18 protein-coding genes are annotated in these 16,329 nt (G+C 60.5%); 11 read left to right on the top strand and 7 right to left on the bottom strand.

Translation table 11 applies throughout. The features are described 5' to 3' along the window. The first annotated feature begins 10 nt into the window (after positions 1 to 10). Positions 11 to 1,072 carry a UDP-N-acetylmuramate dehydrogenase gene (locus JSS95_06545; GenBank protein ID MBS1799470.1) on the top strand — a complete coding sequence of 354 codons (1,062 nt, stop codon included), beginning with the start codon at positions 11 to 13 and terminating at the stop codon, positions 1,070 to 1,072. Here JSS95_06545 and JSS95_06540 read toward each other — a convergent pair. The 3 genes from JSS95_06540 to modA are packed head-to-tail and all read right to left on the bottom strand — an operon-like array spanning position 1,063 to position 3,239. Further along, complete coding sequence (locus JSS95_06540) at positions 1,063 to 1,806, bottom strand: ATP-binding cassette domain-containing protein (protein ID MBS1799469.1); 744 nt, start codon at positions 1,804 to 1,806, stop codon at positions 1,063 to 1,065. The genes JSS95_06545 and JSS95_06540 overlap by 10 nt on opposite strands. Next, positions 1,778 to 2,464, bottom strand: coding sequence for a molybdate ABC transporter permease subunit (gene modB / locus JSS95_06535; protein MBS1799468.1), 687 nt, complete (start codon positions 2,462 to 2,464; stop codon positions 1,778 to 1,780). The genes JSS95_06540 and modB overlap by 29 nt, the downstream gene beginning before the upstream one ends. 28 nt (positions 2,465 to 2,492) lie before the next feature. Next, on the bottom strand, positions 2,493 to 3,239 hold the full coding sequence (modA, locus tag JSS95_06530; protein MBS1799467.1) for a molybdate ABC transporter substrate-binding protein: 747 nt from the start codon (positions 3,237 to 3,239) through the stop codon (positions 2,493 to 2,495). 68 nt (positions 3,240 to 3,307) lie between these two features. On the opposite strand from modA, the gene thrC reads away from it, so the two are divergent. From thrC to JSS95_06500, 6 genes are all read left to right on the top strand, one after another. Next, positions 3,308 to 4,702 (top strand): threonine synthase, encoded by a 1,395-nt coding sequence (thrC, locus tag JSS95_06525; GenBank protein ID MBS1799466.1) that lies wholly within the window; start codon positions 3,308 to 3,310, stop codon positions 4,700 to 4,702. Further along, a complete protein-coding gene (thrB, locus tag JSS95_06520; GenBank protein MBS1799465.1) occupies positions 4,699 to 5,619 on the top strand; it encodes a homoserine kinase in 921 nt (306 codons plus the stop codon). Before thrC ends, thrB begins: the two co-directional genes overlap by 4 nt. A 329-nt stretch (positions 5,620 to 5,948) precedes the next feature. Then, positions 5,949 to 6,281 (top strand): thioredoxin, encoded by a 333-nt coding sequence (gene trxA / locus JSS95_06515; GenBank protein MBS1799464.1) that lies wholly within the window; start codon positions 5,949 to 5,951, stop codon positions 6,279 to 6,281. Between the two features lie 141 nt (positions 6,282 to 6,422). Further along, positions 6,423 to 7,829, top strand: coding sequence for an HlyC/CorC family transporter (locus tag JSS95_06510; protein ID MBS1799463.1), 1,407 nt, complete (start codon positions 6,423 to 6,425; stop codon positions 7,827 to 7,829). Between the two features lie 109 nt (positions 7,830 to 7,938). Continuing rightward, a complete protein-coding gene (locus tag JSS95_06505; GenBank protein MBS1799462.1) occupies positions 7,939 to 8,862 on the top strand; it encodes an ABC transporter permease in 924 nt (307 codons plus the stop codon). A gap of 102 nt (positions 8,863 to 8,964) precedes the next feature. Continuing rightward, positions 8,965 to 9,618 (top strand): hypothetical protein, encoded by a 654-nt coding sequence (locus JSS95_06500; GenBank protein MBS1799461.1) that lies wholly within the window; start codon positions 8,965 to 8,967, stop codon positions 9,616 to 9,618. On the opposite strand, the gene JSS95_06495 is transcribed toward JSS95_06500, so the two are convergent. Beyond that, positions 9,619 to 10,077: a metallophosphoesterase family protein gene (locus tag JSS95_06495; protein ID MBS1799460.1), complete on the bottom strand. Its 459-nt coding sequence runs from the start codon at positions 10,075 to 10,077 to the stop codon at positions 9,619 to 9,621. A gap of 12 nt (positions 10,078 to 10,089) precedes the next feature. Continuing rightward, a complete protein-coding gene (locus JSS95_06490; protein MBS1799459.1) occupies positions 10,090 to 10,914 on the bottom strand; it encodes an ABC transporter permease in 825 nt (274 codons plus the stop codon). Between the two features lie 174 nt (positions 10,915 to 11,088). Between JSS95_06490 and JSS95_06485 the strand changes: the two genes are divergently transcribed. From JSS95_06485 to JSS95_06470, 4 genes are all read left to right on the top strand, one after another. After that, positions 11,089 to 12,345 carry a glycosyltransferase WbuB gene (locus tag JSS95_06485; GenBank protein ID MBS1799458.1) on the top strand — a complete coding sequence of 419 codons (1,257 nt, stop codon included), beginning with the start codon at positions 11,089 to 11,091 and terminating at the stop codon, positions 12,343 to 12,345. Between the two features lie 79 nt (positions 12,346 to 12,424). Then, complete coding sequence (gmd, locus tag JSS95_06480; GenBank protein MBS1799457.1) at positions 12,425 to 13,510, top strand: GDP-mannose 4,6-dehydratase; 1,086 nt, start codon at positions 12,425 to 12,427, stop codon at positions 13,508 to 13,510. Between the two features lie 2 nt (positions 13,511 to 13,512). Continuing rightward, entirely contained in the window at positions 13,513 to 14,472 is a 960-nt protein-coding gene (locus JSS95_06475) for a GDP-L-fucose synthase (protein MBS1799456.1), read from the top strand. A gap of 146 nt (positions 14,473 to 14,618) precedes the next feature. After that, positions 14,619 to 15,500 carry a CAP domain-containing protein gene (locus JSS95_06470; protein ID MBS1799455.1) on the top strand — a complete coding sequence of 294 codons (882 nt, stop codon included), beginning with the start codon at positions 14,619 to 14,621 and terminating at the stop codon, positions 15,498 to 15,500. 58 nt (positions 15,501 to 15,558) lie between these two features. Here JSS95_06470 and JSS95_06465 read toward each other — a convergent pair whose 3' ends face one another. Further along, a complete protein-coding gene (locus JSS95_06465) occupies positions 15,559 to 15,978 on the bottom strand; it encodes a VOC family protein (GenBank protein MBS1799454.1) in 420 nt (139 codons plus the stop codon). Between the two features lie 77 nt (positions 15,979 to 16,055). After that, complete coding sequence (locus JSS95_06460; protein MBS1799453.1) at positions 16,056 to 16,286, bottom strand: hypothetical protein; 231 nt, start codon at positions 16,284 to 16,286, stop codon at positions 16,056 to 16,058. Positions 16,287 to 16,329: the final 43 nt, after the last annotated feature.

Genomic DNA, 16,329 nt, shown 5'->3' with positions numbered 1-16,329 from the left:
CCTCAGACCCGTGCCTCTCTCCTCCGTCAACATCAGGCAAAACGTGCCCCTGGCTCCTTACACGACCCTCGGAATCGGCGGACCAGCCAGCTACTTTGCTGAAATCACGAGCGAGGCCGCGCTGGTCGAGGCGGTCGGCTTCGCCCGCGAGCGCAACCTCGCCCTCTTCACGGTTGGCGGCGGCAGCAACCTGCTCGTCGCCGACAGCGGCTTCGACGGCTTCGTGCTCCACATTGCCATCGACGGCCCCACCGGCATCACCATCGACGGCGACACGGCCCTGCACACCGTCGCCGCCGGGGTCGAGTGGAACGCCTTCGTTCTCTCCGTCTGCAACGAGGAGATCAGTGGCGTCGAATGTCTCGCCGGCATCCCCGGCTCCGTCGGAGGCACGCCCGTCCAGAATGTCGGAGCCTATGGGCAGGAGGTCGCCGAGACCATCGATTTCGTTCGCGCGCTCGACCTCCACTCCATGACCTTCGTCGACCTTCCCCGCGACCAGTGCGGCTTCTCCTACCGTCGCAGCATCTTCAACTCGACCGCACGCGGCCGCTACATCGTCACCGCCGTCACCTTCCGCTTCGACCTCTCCCGGAGGCCGCGCCTCACCTACGCCGACCTCACCCGCCACTTCGGCGATCAGCAACCGACACCCATCGAGGTCTACCACGCCGTCCGCGAAATCCGCTACGGCAAGGGAATGCTCCTCGTGTCGGGAGAGCCCGACTCGCGCAGTGCCGGGTCCTTCTTCAAGAACCCCATCGTCCCACGCGAGACGATCGACCGCATCGCCACCGCACTTCACCTGTCCGCCGACAAGGTCCCCCACTGGCCCGCCGACGCGAACACGGTCAAGCTGCCCGCTGCCTGGCTGCTGGAGCGCGCAGGCTTCGTCAAGGGCTACACCATGGGCGAAGCTGGAATCTCCTCGCGTCACACCCTCGCCCTCATCAACAAAGGCAAAGCCAAAGCTGCGGACGTCTTCGCCCTGCGCGACGCCATCCAGTTAAAGGTGAAGACGATCTTCGACATCGCACTCGAACAGGAGCCGGTCGAGCCTGGTCAGGGGTGAAGCTGCTTCAGCAGTTGCTGCCTCTCCGCGGTAAGAACCTCACCGACATGGCCCTGCTCAACGACCGCGCCATTCGCGATCTTGATTACCTCCGCGTCGAGTTGAAAGGCCTCTCCCAGGTCGTGCGTCACCGAGAGCACGGGGACCTGGTACTTCGTCGTCCACTCTCGCAATCGGGCCATCACCTCGTCGCGTGTTGCAATATCCAGGCCGGCGAGTGGCTCATCGAGCAGAAGTAGCGGCGCGTCATGGAAGCTGACCGCCGAGGCCAGCGCCTGTGCCACCGTGACTCTCTGCCTTTCGCCTCCGCTCAAGTCCTGCGGCATTCTTTCCCCCAGAGCGTCAAGACGAAATGCAGTCATCAACTCGCTGACGATCTGGCGCACTTCCTCAGGCTTCTCGCGAATCCCAAAGCCGATATTTTTCGCTACGCTCTTATGAGGAAAGAGCTTCGCAACCTGGCCTGCGCTTCGAACCGGCCGCTTATGCGTTGGAAGGAAGATGTTCTCGAGAGAATCGAAGAAGACGCCGCGAGGCGTTTCGATTCGTCCAGCATCGGGCCGCACAAATCCCGCGATCGCGCGCAGCACGGTGGTCTTTCCGCTGCCCGAGGGCCCGAACAGCACCGTCCACGGCCGTGTCAGACGAAAGTTCACATCGAGTGCCACCGCGCCGACCCGATGCCGGAACGTTACAGTCAGCAGGCTATCGGACAACGTCGGCCTGCCTTCCATCTGCCCTGCGCAATGCAGGAGCAAGATAAATCAGCAGCAGCGCTGCCAGAGAGAACGCAAGCAGCACCAGCGCCGTGCGGTTTGCCGCCGCATAGTTGAACTCCTGCACCTGGTCGTACAGCGCGATCGAGAGCGTGCGCGTTGCCCCCGGAATATTTCCGCCGATCATCAGCACGACGCCGAACTCGCCCACCGTATGCGTAAATGCGAGCACCGCGCTCGTCATCAGCGAAGCGCGCGAGAGCGGCAGCACCACGGAGAAGAAGATCGCCCACGGCGAAGCTCCCAGCCCGGCAGCGGCCTCCACGTACCCCCGGTCCACGGCCCTGAACCCAGCCACCAGCGGCTGCACGGCAAATGGAATGCTGTACAGCACCGATCCGACAAGCAGCCCGGAAAAGCTGAACGCCAGCGGATGTCCGAAGAGCCGCATCAACACACGTCCCGGTGCGGTCAGCGGCCCCATTGCCACCAGCAGGTAGTACCCAAGCACGGTAGGCGGAAGCACCAGCGGCAGCGCGACGACAGCCTGCACGATCGCGCGGCCCGCGCCGTGCCCTGAGGCGATCCACCACGCCAGCGGCAGCGCGACGACCAGCAGAATCGCCGTCGTGCTCGCCGCCAGCCTCAGTGTCAGCCAAAGCGCCTCAGTGTCCATACATGGGCCAGTCTACACAGAGGCGGAGCTATTTCACCGCGCCGAGCCCCATCTGTGGCAGGCGGGCCTGAATCTCAGGCGTCAGCAGCCAGTCGAGAAACGCATGCGCTGCGGCCTTTCTCTCCGAGCGCTCCATCACCACGGCGCACTGAATGATCGGCGCATACTGCGACGTCGGCACGCGCACGAACGTGCCAACATCCTTGAAGTGCTGCGTGCTCGCCGCCGTCAGTGAGATCAGTCCAACCTGCGCGTTCCCCGACTCCACAAACTGCGCCGCCTGCGCGATGTTCTCCGCCACCACAAGATGCGGCTTCACCGCGTCGTACATCTTCATCCTCTGGAGCGCCATCACCGCTGCCCGGCCGTACGGCGCGTGCAGGTTGTTGGCAATCGCCACCGACGTCACCCGCTTGTCCACCAGGCTGTCCAGTGTGATCGGCTGCAACGGCGAGTCCTTGCGCGCCCACAGCACCAGTGTTCCCCGCGCGTACTGGATCGGGGCCCTGCTGTCGGCCAGCCCCGCCGCCACAACCTTCTCCGGAAAGACGAAGTCCGCGCCAAGAAACAGGTCGACCGGCGCGCCGTTCAGTATCTGCGCCGTCAGCGTGCCCGACGAGCCAAAGCTCACCGCCACCTTGACCCCGGCAGTCTTCTCGTACTCCGCAACGAGCACCGGCAGCACAGGCTGAAGGTCAGAAGCCGCCGCCACGCGAAGCTCCTTCGGCTGCTGGCCTCGCGCAGATATAGCTACTGAAATCACGCCGGCCGCCATCGCGAGCCACGCACAGCGGCGGCCGGCCTTTGGCCAGCCTGCTGCTTTGCGATAACCTAGGTAAACCCATGAATGTTGCGACACATCAACTCCGATGCACAGAGTGCGGCGCCAGGATCCCCGGGAACGCTGTCAACAGCATATTCCGGTGCCCCACCTGCAACGGTCTGTACGACGTCATTTATCCCTGGTCCGCGCTTGCCGGGGGGGAACCGCTGCCCGCCGAGAGCAAGCTACCCAACCCCAGCGCCTTGCGCTGGCTCTGGCAGGAGCGCCGCTCGTCGACCCTCAACGTCGACCAGTCCGGCGTCTGGCGCTTCCGTGACCTGCTTCCCATCGTCGACGACGCCAACGTCGTTACCCTGCGCGAGGGCAACACGCCCCTCTACGATCTTCCCCGCGCAGCTAAAGCGGTCGGTCTGGACTGGGTCCTCGCCAAGCACCAGGGCATGAACCCCACTGGCTCCTTCAAGGACACCGGAATGACCGCCGCCCTCTCCGTCGCCCAGGAACGCGGCTTCGAGTGGGTAGCCTGCGCCTCCACCGGCAATACCTCAGCCGCCATGGCCGCCTATGCCGCCCGCGCCGGCCTGCGCTCCATCGTCTTTATCCCCGAAGGCAAGATCGCCTGGGGCAAGCTCTCGCAGTCCATGGACTACGGCGCGCTCACCATCCAGCTCAAGACCGACTTCGACGGTTGCGTCAATGTTCTTACCGACCTGGTCACGCGCTTTCCCATCATGCTGCTCAATTCCGTCAACCCCTATCGCCTCGAGGGGCAGAAGACCCCCGCCTTCGAGATGGTCGAGCAGATGGAGTGGCAAGTTCCCGAGCACGTCATCGTTCCTGGCGGAAATCTCGCCAACGGCTCGGCCCTCGCCAAGGGCTTCGCCGAGATGCACCACCTCGGCATGATCTCGCGCGTCCCGAAGATCAGCATCATCCAGGCCGAAGGTGCCAACCCCCTCTACCGCAGCCTCCAGGAGAACGGCGGCGAAGAGCTGATCCCCGTCAAAGCGAACACCCGCGCCACCGCCATCCGCATCGGCAATCCGGCCTCGTGGCGCAAGGCGCTGCGTGCCCTGCGCACCACTGGCGGCTGGTGCGAGCAGGTCTCCGAGCAGGAGATCGGCCTCGCCAAGGCCCAGATCGGGGCCGAGGGCATCGGCTGCGAGCCAGCCTCGGCCGTCACCTTCGCCGGTCTCAAGAAGCTGGTTGCCCAGGGCAAGATCGGCAGGGAAGAGCGCGTCGTCCTCATCCTCACCGGACACACCCTCAAGGACTCCAACTACACCATCGACTACCACCGCGGCGAACTCTTCACCGCCGAGGAGAACGCGCAGATCCCGGCCTCTGACGAGACCTTGCACGCAGCCCTGCGCAAGCCCCCCATCGTCCTCGAGGCCGACACCGACACGGTCTTCCGCGCCCTCGAAGGACAGATGAAGCTGGTCCACGCATGAGCGGCGATGTTGCTGCGGCAGCCGCTCCCTTGCATCTGCGCCTTCCCGCCACCTCCGCCAACCTCGGGCCGGGGTTCGACTCCCTCGGCCTTGCCATGGCCCTCTACCTCACCATCGATGCCGAGGTGGCGAGCACCGGGGCGTTCTCGATCGAAGCCACGGGGCGAAACGCCGACCTCTGCTCGGCGGTCGAGAACAACCTCATCCTGACGACATATGTCGATGTCCTCGTGAATGCGGGGAAGCTCTCGCCACGGCTGCACCTGCGGCTTCATAACGAGATTCCTCTCGGCATGGGGTGCGGATCGAGCGCCGCCGCTCTAGTCGCTGGGGTGATGTTGGCGAACCACTTTGGCAATCTTGGATGGACAGACGCTCAGATTCTGGAAGAGGCTTGCAGGCGGGAAGGGCACCCCGACAACGTGGCCGCCTGTTTCCTCGGCGGAATGACCGTATCGTCCATATATGAAAACATTGTAAAAACAGCAACATATAAAGAAAATCTAAACTGGAACCTTCTGCTTGCCCTGCCCTCGACAAGCCTCTCGACCAGCAAAGCCCGCGCCCTGCTGCCGGATCGCTACTCTCGCGCAGACACAGTTGCAAACATTCAGGCGACGGCACTTCTGGTCTCGGCGTTTGCGCTGCAACGGGGCGACCTTCTGTCAGCCGCGATGCAGGATCGCGTCCATCAGCCCTATCGCATGGAGGTCTGTCCGCTCTTGCCGCGACTACTCCCGTTGGCTGGAAATGAAGGAATACTTGGGGTTGCACTAAGTGGAGCAGGGCCATCCGTGCTTCTGATTACTGAAAAGCAGGGGGGGGAGGGACTGTTGTCCCGTATCCGCGAGGCTGCTGGAGATCCCGCACTCGAGATCATCCAAACGAAGATCGCAGGGGCTGCGGAGGCTCGTTAGCACCCTCTAAAATGAGTAATCTTTACCCCGGTTACCTAAGATTACTTTACGTTTGGGAAGAAACTACGTACTGTTGCGCTGTGGGCAGTTCTGGGGAGGGCTGCTACGCCGCCCGTTGACCTCTTTTACAAGAGGTCCGGGCGTTTCCTCTTTAAGCGGTCTTTGGGCCCGAAATCCTCCCAAGCCCAGTGCCCACTATTAGTTGTAGTCTCTTTTTCAACACCCATTGTCGACAAATGAAACCGGAAGGCGCACGGCGCATCTATTATGGTGTAGATTGCTTGGCGCAAGCTGGGTGGCAATCGCAAAGCACTCTAGGGAGGAAGTACATGGCAGGACAGTTTGTCACGGAAGTCAACGATGCGAATTTTGAGAAAGATGTCCTTCAATCGGAGCAGCCCGTTCTGGTGGATTTCTGGGCAGCCTGGTGCGGACCGTGTCGTGCGCTCGCTCCCGTAGTCGACGAAGTGGCCAGCCACTATCAGGGCCAGCTTAAGGTCATGAAGATGGACGTAGACGCCAACACTGCAACACCAATGCGCTACGGTATCCGTGGCATTCCAGCGCTGTTGCTCTTCAAGGGCGGCAAGGTCGCTGAGCAGATTGTTGGTTATGTGCCCAAGGACACCATCGACAAGTCCGTCACCAAGGTCCTCGCGTAAAGCGGCCTGAATAAACGACAAGCCCCGGCGCACAATGTGCCGGGGCTTGTTGTTTTAAGTATCTTTCGGATGTATCTATCGACTTCAGGCACAATTTTGGCAGTCTGAGGCGTTCTTTGCGCATGACGTTACACTCGATTCATGCCTGAGTGGATACTCTTCCGCGTGATTCTGGTGGCCTTCTTCATTCTGGCCAGCAGCTTCTTTGTCGCGGCTGAGTTTGCCCTGGTCAGCGTGCGCGAGACGCGCATTCAGCAGCTTATCGCGGTTGGCCGTCCGGGAGCGCGTACCGCGCTCAAACTGAAGCACTCGATCGATGAGTTTCTTCCCGCTGTGCAGCTTGGGGTTACGCTTGCCTCGCTTGCGCTTGGCTGGCTTGGAGAGCCTGCGATCGCGGAGATGATCCTGCACTACGCCACCGGGTGGATGCACAGCCTCCCCGCACATGCTGAGGTGTATGCGCACACTGTTGCCGTCATTGTGGCCTTTGCTCTGATCACGTACTTCGAGGTGCTGCTCGGCGAGCTGGTTCCCAAATCGCTTGCGCTGCAACGGGCGGAGCGTATCGCGCTGGCCGTCTCCGGACCGATGGACGTCTTCATCCGTATGACGCGGCCCATCGTCAAGTTGATGAATGTGTCCGCGGCTGCCGTGCTGCGGCTCTTCCGTGCCCCGCTGCACGGCGAGGGAGCCGTCCATTCTCCGGAAGAGCTCAAACTGATTGCTACGGCCACGCGTCGCATGGGATTGTTGCCTGTCTTTCAGGAAGAGATTATCCATCGCGCCATCGAGCTCAATCACGTTGTGGTCCGCGAGATCATGACGCCGCGCGGCAGGATCTTCTCTCTGCCCATAGATTTGCCCGTCGAGCAGGCAAGCGCTCGTATCGTTGAAGAGCAGTACTCTCGCATTCCCGTGTACGATCCGGCAGCCAAAGGAGCCAGCATCGACAACATCGTCGGCATCGTCTACTCCAAGGATGTCTCCCGCTTCATGCACCTGCGATCGGTCGCGCTGGCGCTGGGTGGTCGCGGGCAGTCCGGGCTGACATTGCGGTCTGTCATGCGTCCGCCGACTGTGGTGCCTGAGACGAAGCTGGCCATCGACCTGTTGCAGGAGTTCCAGCAGCACCGCCGTCAGATTGCCATCGTTGTCGATGAGTTTGGTTCAACCGCCGGACTGGTTACGGCCGAAGACATTCTGGAGCAGGTTGTGGGCGAGGTGGACGATGAGTTCGACGTTGCCAGGTCCGCGTTGCCCAGCGCTACCGGCGTCATGTCGCTCGACGGCTCCACGAGTCTTCGCGATCTGCGCACCCAGCTGCACTGGGAGTTTCCACGCGAAGCCGCAGTTGAAACGCTTGCAGGCTTTCTGCTTGCACAACTCGGGCATATCCCGGATAACGGAGAGTGTGTCGAATACGACGGACGGCGGTTCACCATCGCCGAGATGGCAGGCCATCGCATCAGCCGCGTCAATGTCGAACCTGTCGAATCGCCCATCGACTATGCCCCGTATGAGCAGGAGAGCAGGGAGGCCACGCAATGACTGAATTACTCTTCTTCAGGAGTTCGTCATTCTGACCGAGGCGAACAATCCCAGTGGTTCGTCCGTCGCGGCGACAAAGTCCGCGCAGCGTCATCACCTCTGGCGCCCGCTGCGCCGCGTTCTGTTGACTCTGCCTGTTCTGGGCGTGGTGGTTTCAGTCGTTTTTTTGCTTATCCATCTTGTTCCTGGCGATCCCATCGTGCAGATGCTCGGCGAAGGAGCGACAGCCTCGGACATCGATGCGCTGCGACATGCTTATGGCCTGGATGCTCCGCTGGCACAGCAGTATGCACACTACTGGGGCGGCATTCTCCATGCCAATCTTGGTAGCTCGCTGCGGTTGCACGACTCAGTTCTTCATCTCATATTGCAACGCTACCCCTACACGCTGGCTCTTACGCTGGCTGCGCTGGTAATCGGCATTGCTATTTCTATCCCTGCGGGCATTGCGTCTGCTCTGCATCGCAATCGCTGGCAGGACCGCACTCTCGGCGTCGTCTCGCTGGTGGGGCTGTCCTTTCCCAACTTTGCTCTGGGGCCGATTCTGATTCTTATCTTTTCGATTTCGCTGGGCTGGTTTCCTGTGTCGACTGCCGGATCGGGAGGAGCAGGCGATTTCTTGCTACACCTCATCCTGCCTGCGCTTACGCTGGGGCTATCGTTTGCGGCGGTGCTCACGCGCATGGTGCGTACCGCCATGCTCGAAGAACTGGGGCAGGACTATATCCGTACTGCGCGTGCCAAGGGGCTGACTGAGAACCAGGTCGTCTACCGGCATGCACTGCGCAACGCGTTGATCCCTATCCTCACCGTGATTGGATTGCAGTTCGGTTCTTTGCTTGCGGGCGCCATTGTGACGGAGACGATCTTCAGTTGGCCCGGCATCGGGCGTCTTACGCTATCGGCCATTTCGAACCGCGATTACGCCCTTGTGCAGGGGTGCATCCTTGCGGTTGGCCTCACTTACGTGGCCGTCAACCTGCTGACCGACATTGCCTACACCATTGCGAATCCGCGCATCCGCAGCAGTTAAGTCGTCAAATGACTCCCCCATCCGTTGCAGACTGCCTTCATGGCCCGCTGATATTCTGTATAGCCAGCAGGAGTTCGCACAATCTCCTGAGACAAGAGAAGCATGAAGACCTCCCCGCGCCAGGTATTACGCATCGTTGCTGCTTTGACTGTTCTTGCCACTCCTCTTACTCAGGGAGTATCGGCACAGGTTCGGACGCTCTCTTCTGCGCCAGTGCCTGACGCATCCACTCCACTAGCCAGCGTCTTCCACGACGCCAGGTACGGAGTCAACTTCAAGGTTCCCGCTGGCTGGACCCTCACCCGGCATGATGCTGAGGTCAGCACCTTTGCCTTCGATGTGCGTACCGCTCCAGCTTCAACGCAGATGCGTGGATTGGCGAGCATCGCCTTCAATCCGCACCCTGCATCGACATTCTCCGGTGCGCTCTTTTACTTCAGCGTCACCCCACACACCACCGAAGCCCAGTGCCGGGATCAGGCCTCCGCGCAGGCCCCTCGCGCGGTCGAGACGGCATCGATAGCCGGTGCCAACTTCGCCCACGGATACGATGAGCATGGAACGATCTGCACGGAAGCGCGCGATGAGATATATACCGCCCAGCGCAACAACTCCTGCTATCGCTTCGATCTAGTGGTGAATACCTTTTGCGGCGGAGAGGTCAGCGGAGTTCGGGACATCACGGCAAAGGAGCTGAACGCCGTGTTCAAGCGTCTTCAGTCCATTCTCGATACCGTCAGTTTCGACGTAAAGTAGCTAAACCTGAAGCTCTACGATTCGCGCTTCGACGCCATCGGCGGTTACAGCAACCAGGGCCACGGAGACTGGCAGCCTGAACCGGCGCGGCCCCGCGCTCCCCGGGTTGAGATACATCACATCATTCTTGTGCTCGATCGCGGGTTGGTGGGAGTGGCCGCTGACGACCACTGAGACCTCCGCAGCGCGTGGATCGATATCGAGGTCGTGGATCGAGTGCAGCATGTAGAAGAGCCTGCCGTCCAGCTCAACCGCTTCTGTGGGCGGAAGTAAAGCGCAGGGGCCATGCGTATCGATGTTGCCGCGAATCGCGGTGACGGGAGCGATCTCTCCAAGAGCGGACAGTATGTCTGCATTGCCTATGTCTCCTGCGTGGAGAATGTGCTCCGCTTCGGCGAGAGCAACCAGGGCCTCAGGCCGCAACAGTCCATGCGTATCCGAGATCACTCCAACGAGCATGGCGACTCTCCCTTACATTCCTGTGTGAAGACGAGTCCTTGGGTCCATGAAGTCCCGCAGCGCGTCGCCGATGAAGTTGAACGACAGGACGCAGAGCATGACCGCCATGGCTGGGAAGAAGACCATGTGCGGCGAGTCGAACAGGTGCGAGCGGGCGTCGTTCAGCATGGAACCCCAACTCGCCGCTGGCGGTGGTACGCCCAGCCCCAGAAAGCTCAAGGTGGCCTCGGCCATGACGGCTGTAGCCATGCCGATGGCAGCTTGCACAATCAGAGGTTGCACGATATTCGGCAGCACATGCCTGCCAAGTATGCGAAGGTCGGACGCTCCCAGGGCGCGTGCCGCTTCTACAAACTCACGCTCTTTGACGGCCATCACCTGCCCGCGAACGAGCCGTGCATAGCCGACCCAACCCGAGATCGCCAGGGCCACGATAACGTTTCCCAGCCCGGGCCCCTTGAATGCCACAAAGGCAATCGCCAGCAGAATTCCCGGAAGGGCAAGGAACGCGTTCATCAGGTAGATGTTGATCGCCGCATCCAGCCATCCGCCGTAAAACCCTGCGGCGCAACCGGCGACAAGCCCGATCGCCAGCGAGAGGCCAACAACGCTGACCGCCACGATGAGCGAGATGCGAGCGCCGTAAATGGTGCGGGAGAAGATGTCCCTGCCCAGCTCATCGGTTCCAAACCAGTGCGCCGCGGTTGGCCCAGCCAGACGACCGTGCAGGTCGAGGGCTGCCGGATCGTGGGGCGAGAGCCAGGGAGCGAACAGGGCGCAGATGGTGAAGAGAACCAGCAGTGCAACGCCTATCGCCGCAAGAGGCTGTTTCCTCATGCGTTCAAGCAACCCCGCCTTGATACCATGGCTCATAGAGATAGATTCAGAATGAAGTCCAGGCATCCAAAATGCAACCGGTAGAGTTGCCGGGGACAAAACAAATCATTGCCTTAAGCCGTCCTTTGGAGTTCCATTGAAACCTGTAGCTCTTCCATACGCAGGCCAACGCTAGTGCGCATTCTTGTTTATGGCCTCAACTATCAGCCCGAACTGACGGGCATCGGCAAGTACACCGGCGAGATGTGTTCCTGGCTTGCCTCGCACGGACACGACGTTCGCGTTGTTACCGCGCCGCCTTACTATCCTGCCTGGCGCGTCAGAGAAGACTACCGCAACGCTTACCGGATTCAACGCGCACAGGGCAAGGCGACGGTGTACCGCTGCCCACTCTATGTTCCGGCCAAGCCGACCGGCATCAAACGGATGCTCCACCTGACTTCATTTATGTTGACCAGTCTGCCGATACTCATTCGGCAGGCTTTCTGGCAACCGGACATCGTCTTTACGGTGGAGCCGACGTTCTTCTGCGCTCCTATTGCGCTGCTCGTTGCCGCAGCAGCCGGTTCGGAGTCATGGCTGCATGTGCAGGACTTCGAGGTAGATGCTGCCTTCGATCTCGGTCTCCTTCCAGCCCAGGGGCCAGTTCATGATTTCGCGCTCGCCCTGGAGGGACCAATCACCAGGGCCTTCAGCCGCGTCTCCAGCATCTCCACCAAGATGGTGGAACGCGCCCAGGCAAAGGGTGTGGATGCATCGCAGACGATCCTGTTTCCCAACTGGGTCAATGTCGACGAGATATGCCCCCAGGACCCCAGACTCCCAAACAGCTTTCGCAAGGAGTTGGGGCTGGAGGGCAAGATCATCCTGCTTTATTCGGGCAATATGGGGGCCAAGCAGGGGCTCGAACTTCTGGCCCCGCTGGCGGAAGACTTTGGGCCCGGCGGTCATGATGAAGACCCTCGCGTCCACTTCATCTTCTGTGGCGACGGCGCATATCGTCCTCAGCTAGAAGCGCTCGTGGCCCATCGACCGAATGTCACCATGCTTCCGCTTCAGCCGTACCTTCGGCTGAACGATCTGCTCAATGCGGCAGACATCCACCTTTTACCGCAGCGGGCAGGTGCGGCTGATCTGGTGATGCCGTCCAAGCTGACCGGAATGCTCTCCAGTGGCCGCCCTGTGCTGGCTACGGCCGAACCGGATACGCAGGTGGGGCACGTCGTGGGAGGATATAGCGAAGAAGATGCCTGCGGGATCATCGTTCCCGCGGAAGACCCCGACGCTCTGCACACTGCGGTCAAGCAACTGGTCGGCAGTCCGGAGTTGCGGCAGCAACTGGGAGCAAGTGCTCGCCGCTACGCAGTCGAGCATCTCGGCAGGGCGCAAGTGCTCGAACGGTTCGAACGCGATCTTAGCGAACTGCTCTGATCAATACCGCTTCCTCATCAGGATTTTCCGCATCGGCTAAACTGTTTGTACCCCAACAGCGCGAAGGAGAGTCAACACTTTGAAGAAAGCCCTTATCACAGGAGTCACCGGTCAGGATGGAGCATACCTCGCCGAGTTTCTTCTCGCCAAAGGCTATGAGGTCCACGGCATCAAGCGCCGCTCTTCACTGTTCAATACCAATCGCATCGACCATATCTACGAAGATCCGCACAAGAACCATCCGCGGTTCTTTCTGCACTATGGCGATCTGACAGACTCCTCCTCGTTGATTCACATCGTTCAGAAGGTGCAGCCCGACGAGATATACAATCTCGGCGCGCAATCGCACGTGCAGGTCTCCTTTGAGCAGCCGGAGTACACCGCCGATGCCGATGCCATAGGCCCCCTGCGCCTGCTTGAGGCAATCCGCATCCTTGGCCTCGAAAAGAAGACGAAGTTCTACCAGGCATCGACCTCAGAACTTTACGGCCTGGTGCAGGAGGTCCCGCAGCGCGAGACAACGCCCTTCTATCCCCGCTCGCCCTACGCCGTGGCCAAGATGTACGCCTTCTGGATATGCGTGAACTACCGTGAGGCCTACGGCATCTTCGCCTGCAACGGCATCCTGTTCAACCATGAGTCGCCTCTGCGCGGCGAGACCTTCGTAACCCGCAAGATCACCCGTGGGCTCGCCCGCATCAAGGTTGGCCTGCAGGATACGCTCTTCCTGGGCAACCTCGACGCCAAACGCGACTGGGGCCATGCCCGAGACTACATCGAGATGCAGTGGCTCATGCTACAGCAGGAAAAACCGCAGGACTATGTCATCGCCACCGGACAGCAGTTCAGTGTCCGCGAGTTCGTACAGCGTTGCGCCGATCGACTGGAGTTGCGTCTGACGTGGAAGGGAAGCGGTGTCGATGAGAAAGCCTATGACCAGAGTGGCAAGCTCGTCGTCGCCGTCGATCCGCGCTACTTCCGTCCCACTGAGGTCGAGACGCTGCTGGGAGATCCCTCCAAGGCGAAGCGCGAGCTTGGGTGGACGCCGCGCACCAGCTTCGAGCAGCTTGTGGATGAGATGATCTCCTCGGACCTGAAGGCCGCGCAGCGCGACGCCCTTGTCCGGCAACATGGCTTCGATGCCTACAACGTTCGCGAGACCTAGCAATGAAGAAAGATTCCCGCATCTATATCGCAGGCCATCGCGGCCTCGTAGGCTCCGCAATCGTCCGCGAACTCGATCGTCTTGGGTATACCAATATCGTCAGGCGTACGCGCGATGAGCTTGACCTGCTGAATACTACAGCGGTCGATGAGTTCTTCGCCAAGGAGAAGCCGGAGTACGTGTTTCTGGCGGCGGCCAAGGTTGGCGGTATCCTTGCCAACAATACGTATCCCGCGGACTTCATCCGCGACAATGTCATTCTCCAGACAAATATCATCGATGCCGCATATAAGAACAATGTCGACCGGTTGCTCTTCCTCGGCTCCTCCTGCATCTATCCGAAGCTGGCACCGCAGCCCATGCCCGAGTCCTCGCTGCTCACTGGGCCGCTTGAGCCTACCAACCGGCCTTACGCGCTGGCCAAGATCGCCGGCATTGAGATGTGCTGGAGCTACAACCGTCAGTACGGCACTCGTTACGTTGCCGCCATGCCGACTAACCTCTATGGTCCCGGCGATAACTACGACCTCGCCAACTCGCACGTGCTTCCTGCGCTCATCCGCAAGACGGCAGAGGCTATTCGCGACAATGCTCCCAGCATCACCGTCTGGGGCACCGGGACACCCCGCCGTGAGCTGCTCTACTCCGACGATCTTGCCCAGGCCTGCGTCTTTCTGATGAATCTTGATGATGCCACCTACGGCACGCTCCTCTCCGAGACCAATCCTCCTCTCATCAACATCGGCACTGGTGAAGACGTCACAATCCGCGAGCTTGCCGAAACCGTGGCCCGAGTCCTCGGCTACAAGGGGGCGCTGGTCTTCGACAAGACCAAGCCCGACGGCACGCCGCGCAAGCTGATGGACGTTTCGAAGCTGCATGCTCTGGGCTGGCATCACACAACCGCGCTTGAGCAGGGGATCGCTAGCACTTGGGAGCTTGTTCGAGACCGGCTGATCTGAATCTTCAGGCCCTACAGACCACACAAGAGCTTTCGTTTGGGGTTGTACCACTTAGGTGGTATTAACCCCGTCTGTTCTGCTCCCTAACATCAAGGAAGATGTTGTCGATAGAGGCCTTATGAGGCCCGGACTCGGGATATCCCTTGATGGAATGGAAGACAGGCACTCTCAACAACGATTCCAATAGCACGGGCGAAAACCCGTCGGTCCTTCCCGCGGTTCGCGGACGCGATCTCATGCTTCGGATCGCGCTGCTGTTTGGTGCCACCCTCTTTACGCCGCTGCCAGGGGTAGCAGCTACTCCCACGGCAATGATTCCTCCCTCACCGAATGTTGGGGAAAAGTATCTTCTCAACGCCGCCAATAACGAGCGCATCGCGCGCGGGCTTCCCATGCTGCACAACGATCCCGTGCTTGCCCAGGCAGCCCGCTACCACGCTCTTCAGATGGCGGAGCACCGCGACATCTCGCATCAATTTCCAGGCGAACCCGATCTTACCGAGCGCGGCGCGACTGCCGGCGTGCGCTTCTCGCTCATCACGGAAAATGTCGCAGAAGCGTCGGACTCGGTCATCATTCACAATCTGTGGATGCACTCCCCTGGACATCGCGAGAACCTTCTCGATCCCGAAGTAGACTCCGTTGGCATCGCAGTCATCTCGCGTGGAGGGCAGGTCTACGCCGTGGAGGATTTCGCCTCGACCGTTGAGCCGATGACCTTCTCCGACCAGGAGCAGGCCGTTGCAGACACGCTGGTCCGGACTGGCCTCGTCGTGGGATCGAGCGATCACACCAGTAGCCTCGAGGATGCACGCCAGACGTGCAGCATGCAATCCGGCTATGCCGGCCAACAGAATCATCCCTGGTATATCGTTCGCTATACCGCTGATCGCCTGGACCAGATCCCGGACCTGTTGGCAAAGCGAATCGGCACAAACAAGTATCACAAGGCGGTTGTAGGAGCGTGTACCGACACCTACTCCGGGGCATTCTCGGCTTATAACATCGCCGTGTTGCTCTATCCCTGAAGCAATCCTGGAGTCGCCGTCACCATCGGACCCACGGCCAAGCTTCCGGAGGCTTGACTTACTTCGCGAAGAGTTGGCCAATATGGGCGAAGGCCTTGAACTCAAGGGCATTTCCCGCTGGGTCGAGGAAGAACATCGTCGCCTGCTCTCCCACCTCGCCCTTGAAGCGAATATACGGTTCGATGATGAACTGGACCTTTGCTTGCCGGAGCCGTTCCGCAAGCACTTCCCACTCTTCTATCGCCAGCACAACGCCGAAGTGGGGCACTGGAACACCGTGGCCATCGACTACGTTGTGATGCAAGTGGTTCATCTCTGACGCGGGCTTGAGGTGAGCGACGATCTGGTGGCCAAACAGATTGAAGTCGATCCACTGTGCGGAACTTCGGCCCTCAGGGCATCCCAGCGTCTGGCTATAGAACGTACGCGCGCGATCAAGGTCGTCGACGGGAAACGCAATATGAAACGGGGGTGGCATTCGGCTGAATCTCCTCTGGAGGAATCATAGCTTGTGCCCATATTCGGATTGTGGGCACGTCCCCCTCCATGCGATTTTCAGCGGCGATAGAAGCCTCTGTCGTAACCGCGAAGGTAGGCGTTCCTGAAATAACTCTGATATGCACCGAACGGCCCAAATCGCGGATCGTAACCCGGGGTCTCATGGAAGGCGCGATCATGATTTGCCCGATAGCCGAAGCCGTTGTAGGCGTCGCGCGCGCCATCGTCCATGCCGATCCGAAAGCCATTGGATTCTGCCTGCTGGACCAGAGGGGGTGCGGTTTGCAACGGCGGCGGAGGTGCATAATAAGTCCGCTGAGCGCATCCGGCG

It is taken from the genome of Acidobacteriota bacterium, assembly GCA_018268895.1.
GTDB lineage: Bacteria > Acidobacteriota > Terriglobia > Terriglobales > Acidobacteriaceae > Edaphobacter.
This window is presented reverse-complemented; position numbering and strand designations above follow the sequence as displayed.

Bases quoted from the DNA above. Each gene is read 5' to 3' on its own strand.
- JSS95_06540 (MBS1799469.1), bottom strand. From the start codon at position 1,806: ATGGAAGGCAGGCCGACGTTGTCCGATAGCCTGCTGACTGTAACGTTC.
- modB (MBS1799468.1), bottom strand. From the start codon at position 2,464: ATGGACACTGAGGCGCTTTGGCTGACACTGAGGCTGGCGGCGAGCACG.
- modA (MBS1799467.1), bottom strand. From the start codon at position 3,239: ATGGCGGCCGGCGTGATTTCAGTAGCTATATCTGCGCGAGGCCAGCAG.
- thrC (MBS1799466.1), top strand. From the start codon at position 3,308: ATGAATGTTGCGACACATCAACTCCGATGCACAGAGTGCGGCGCCAGG.
- thrB (MBS1799465.1), top strand. From the start codon at position 4,699: ATGAGCGGCGATGTTGCTGCGGCAGCCGCTCCCTTGCATCTGCGCCTT.
- trxA (MBS1799464.1), top strand. From the start codon at position 5,949: ATGGCAGGACAGTTTGTCACGGAAGTCAACGATGCGAATTTTGAGAAA.
- JSS95_06510 (MBS1799463.1), top strand. From the start codon at position 6,423: ATGCCTGAGTGGATACTCTTCCGCGTGATTCTGGTGGCCTTCTTCATT.
- JSS95_06500 (MBS1799461.1), top strand. From the start codon at position 8,965: ATGAAGACCTCCCCGCGCCAGGTATTACGCATCGTTGCTGCTTTGACT.
- JSS95_06495 (MBS1799460.1), bottom strand. From the start codon at position 10,077: ATGCTCGTTGGAGTGATCTCGGATACGCATGGACTGTTGCGGCCTGAG.
- JSS95_06490 (MBS1799459.1), bottom strand. From the start codon at position 10,914: ATGAGGAAACAGCCTCTTGCGGCGATAGGCGTTGCACTGCTGGTTCTC.
- JSS95_06475 (MBS1799456.1), top strand. From the start codon at position 13,513: ATGAAGAAAGATTCCCGCATCTATATCGCAGGCCATCGCGGCCTCGTA.
- JSS95_06470 (MBS1799455.1), top strand. From the start codon at position 14,619: ATGGAATGGAAGACAGGCACTCTCAACAACGATTCCAATAGCACGGGC.
- JSS95_06465 (MBS1799454.1), bottom strand. From the start codon at position 15,978: ATGCCACCCCCGTTTCATATTGCGTTTCCCGTCGACGACCTTGATCGC.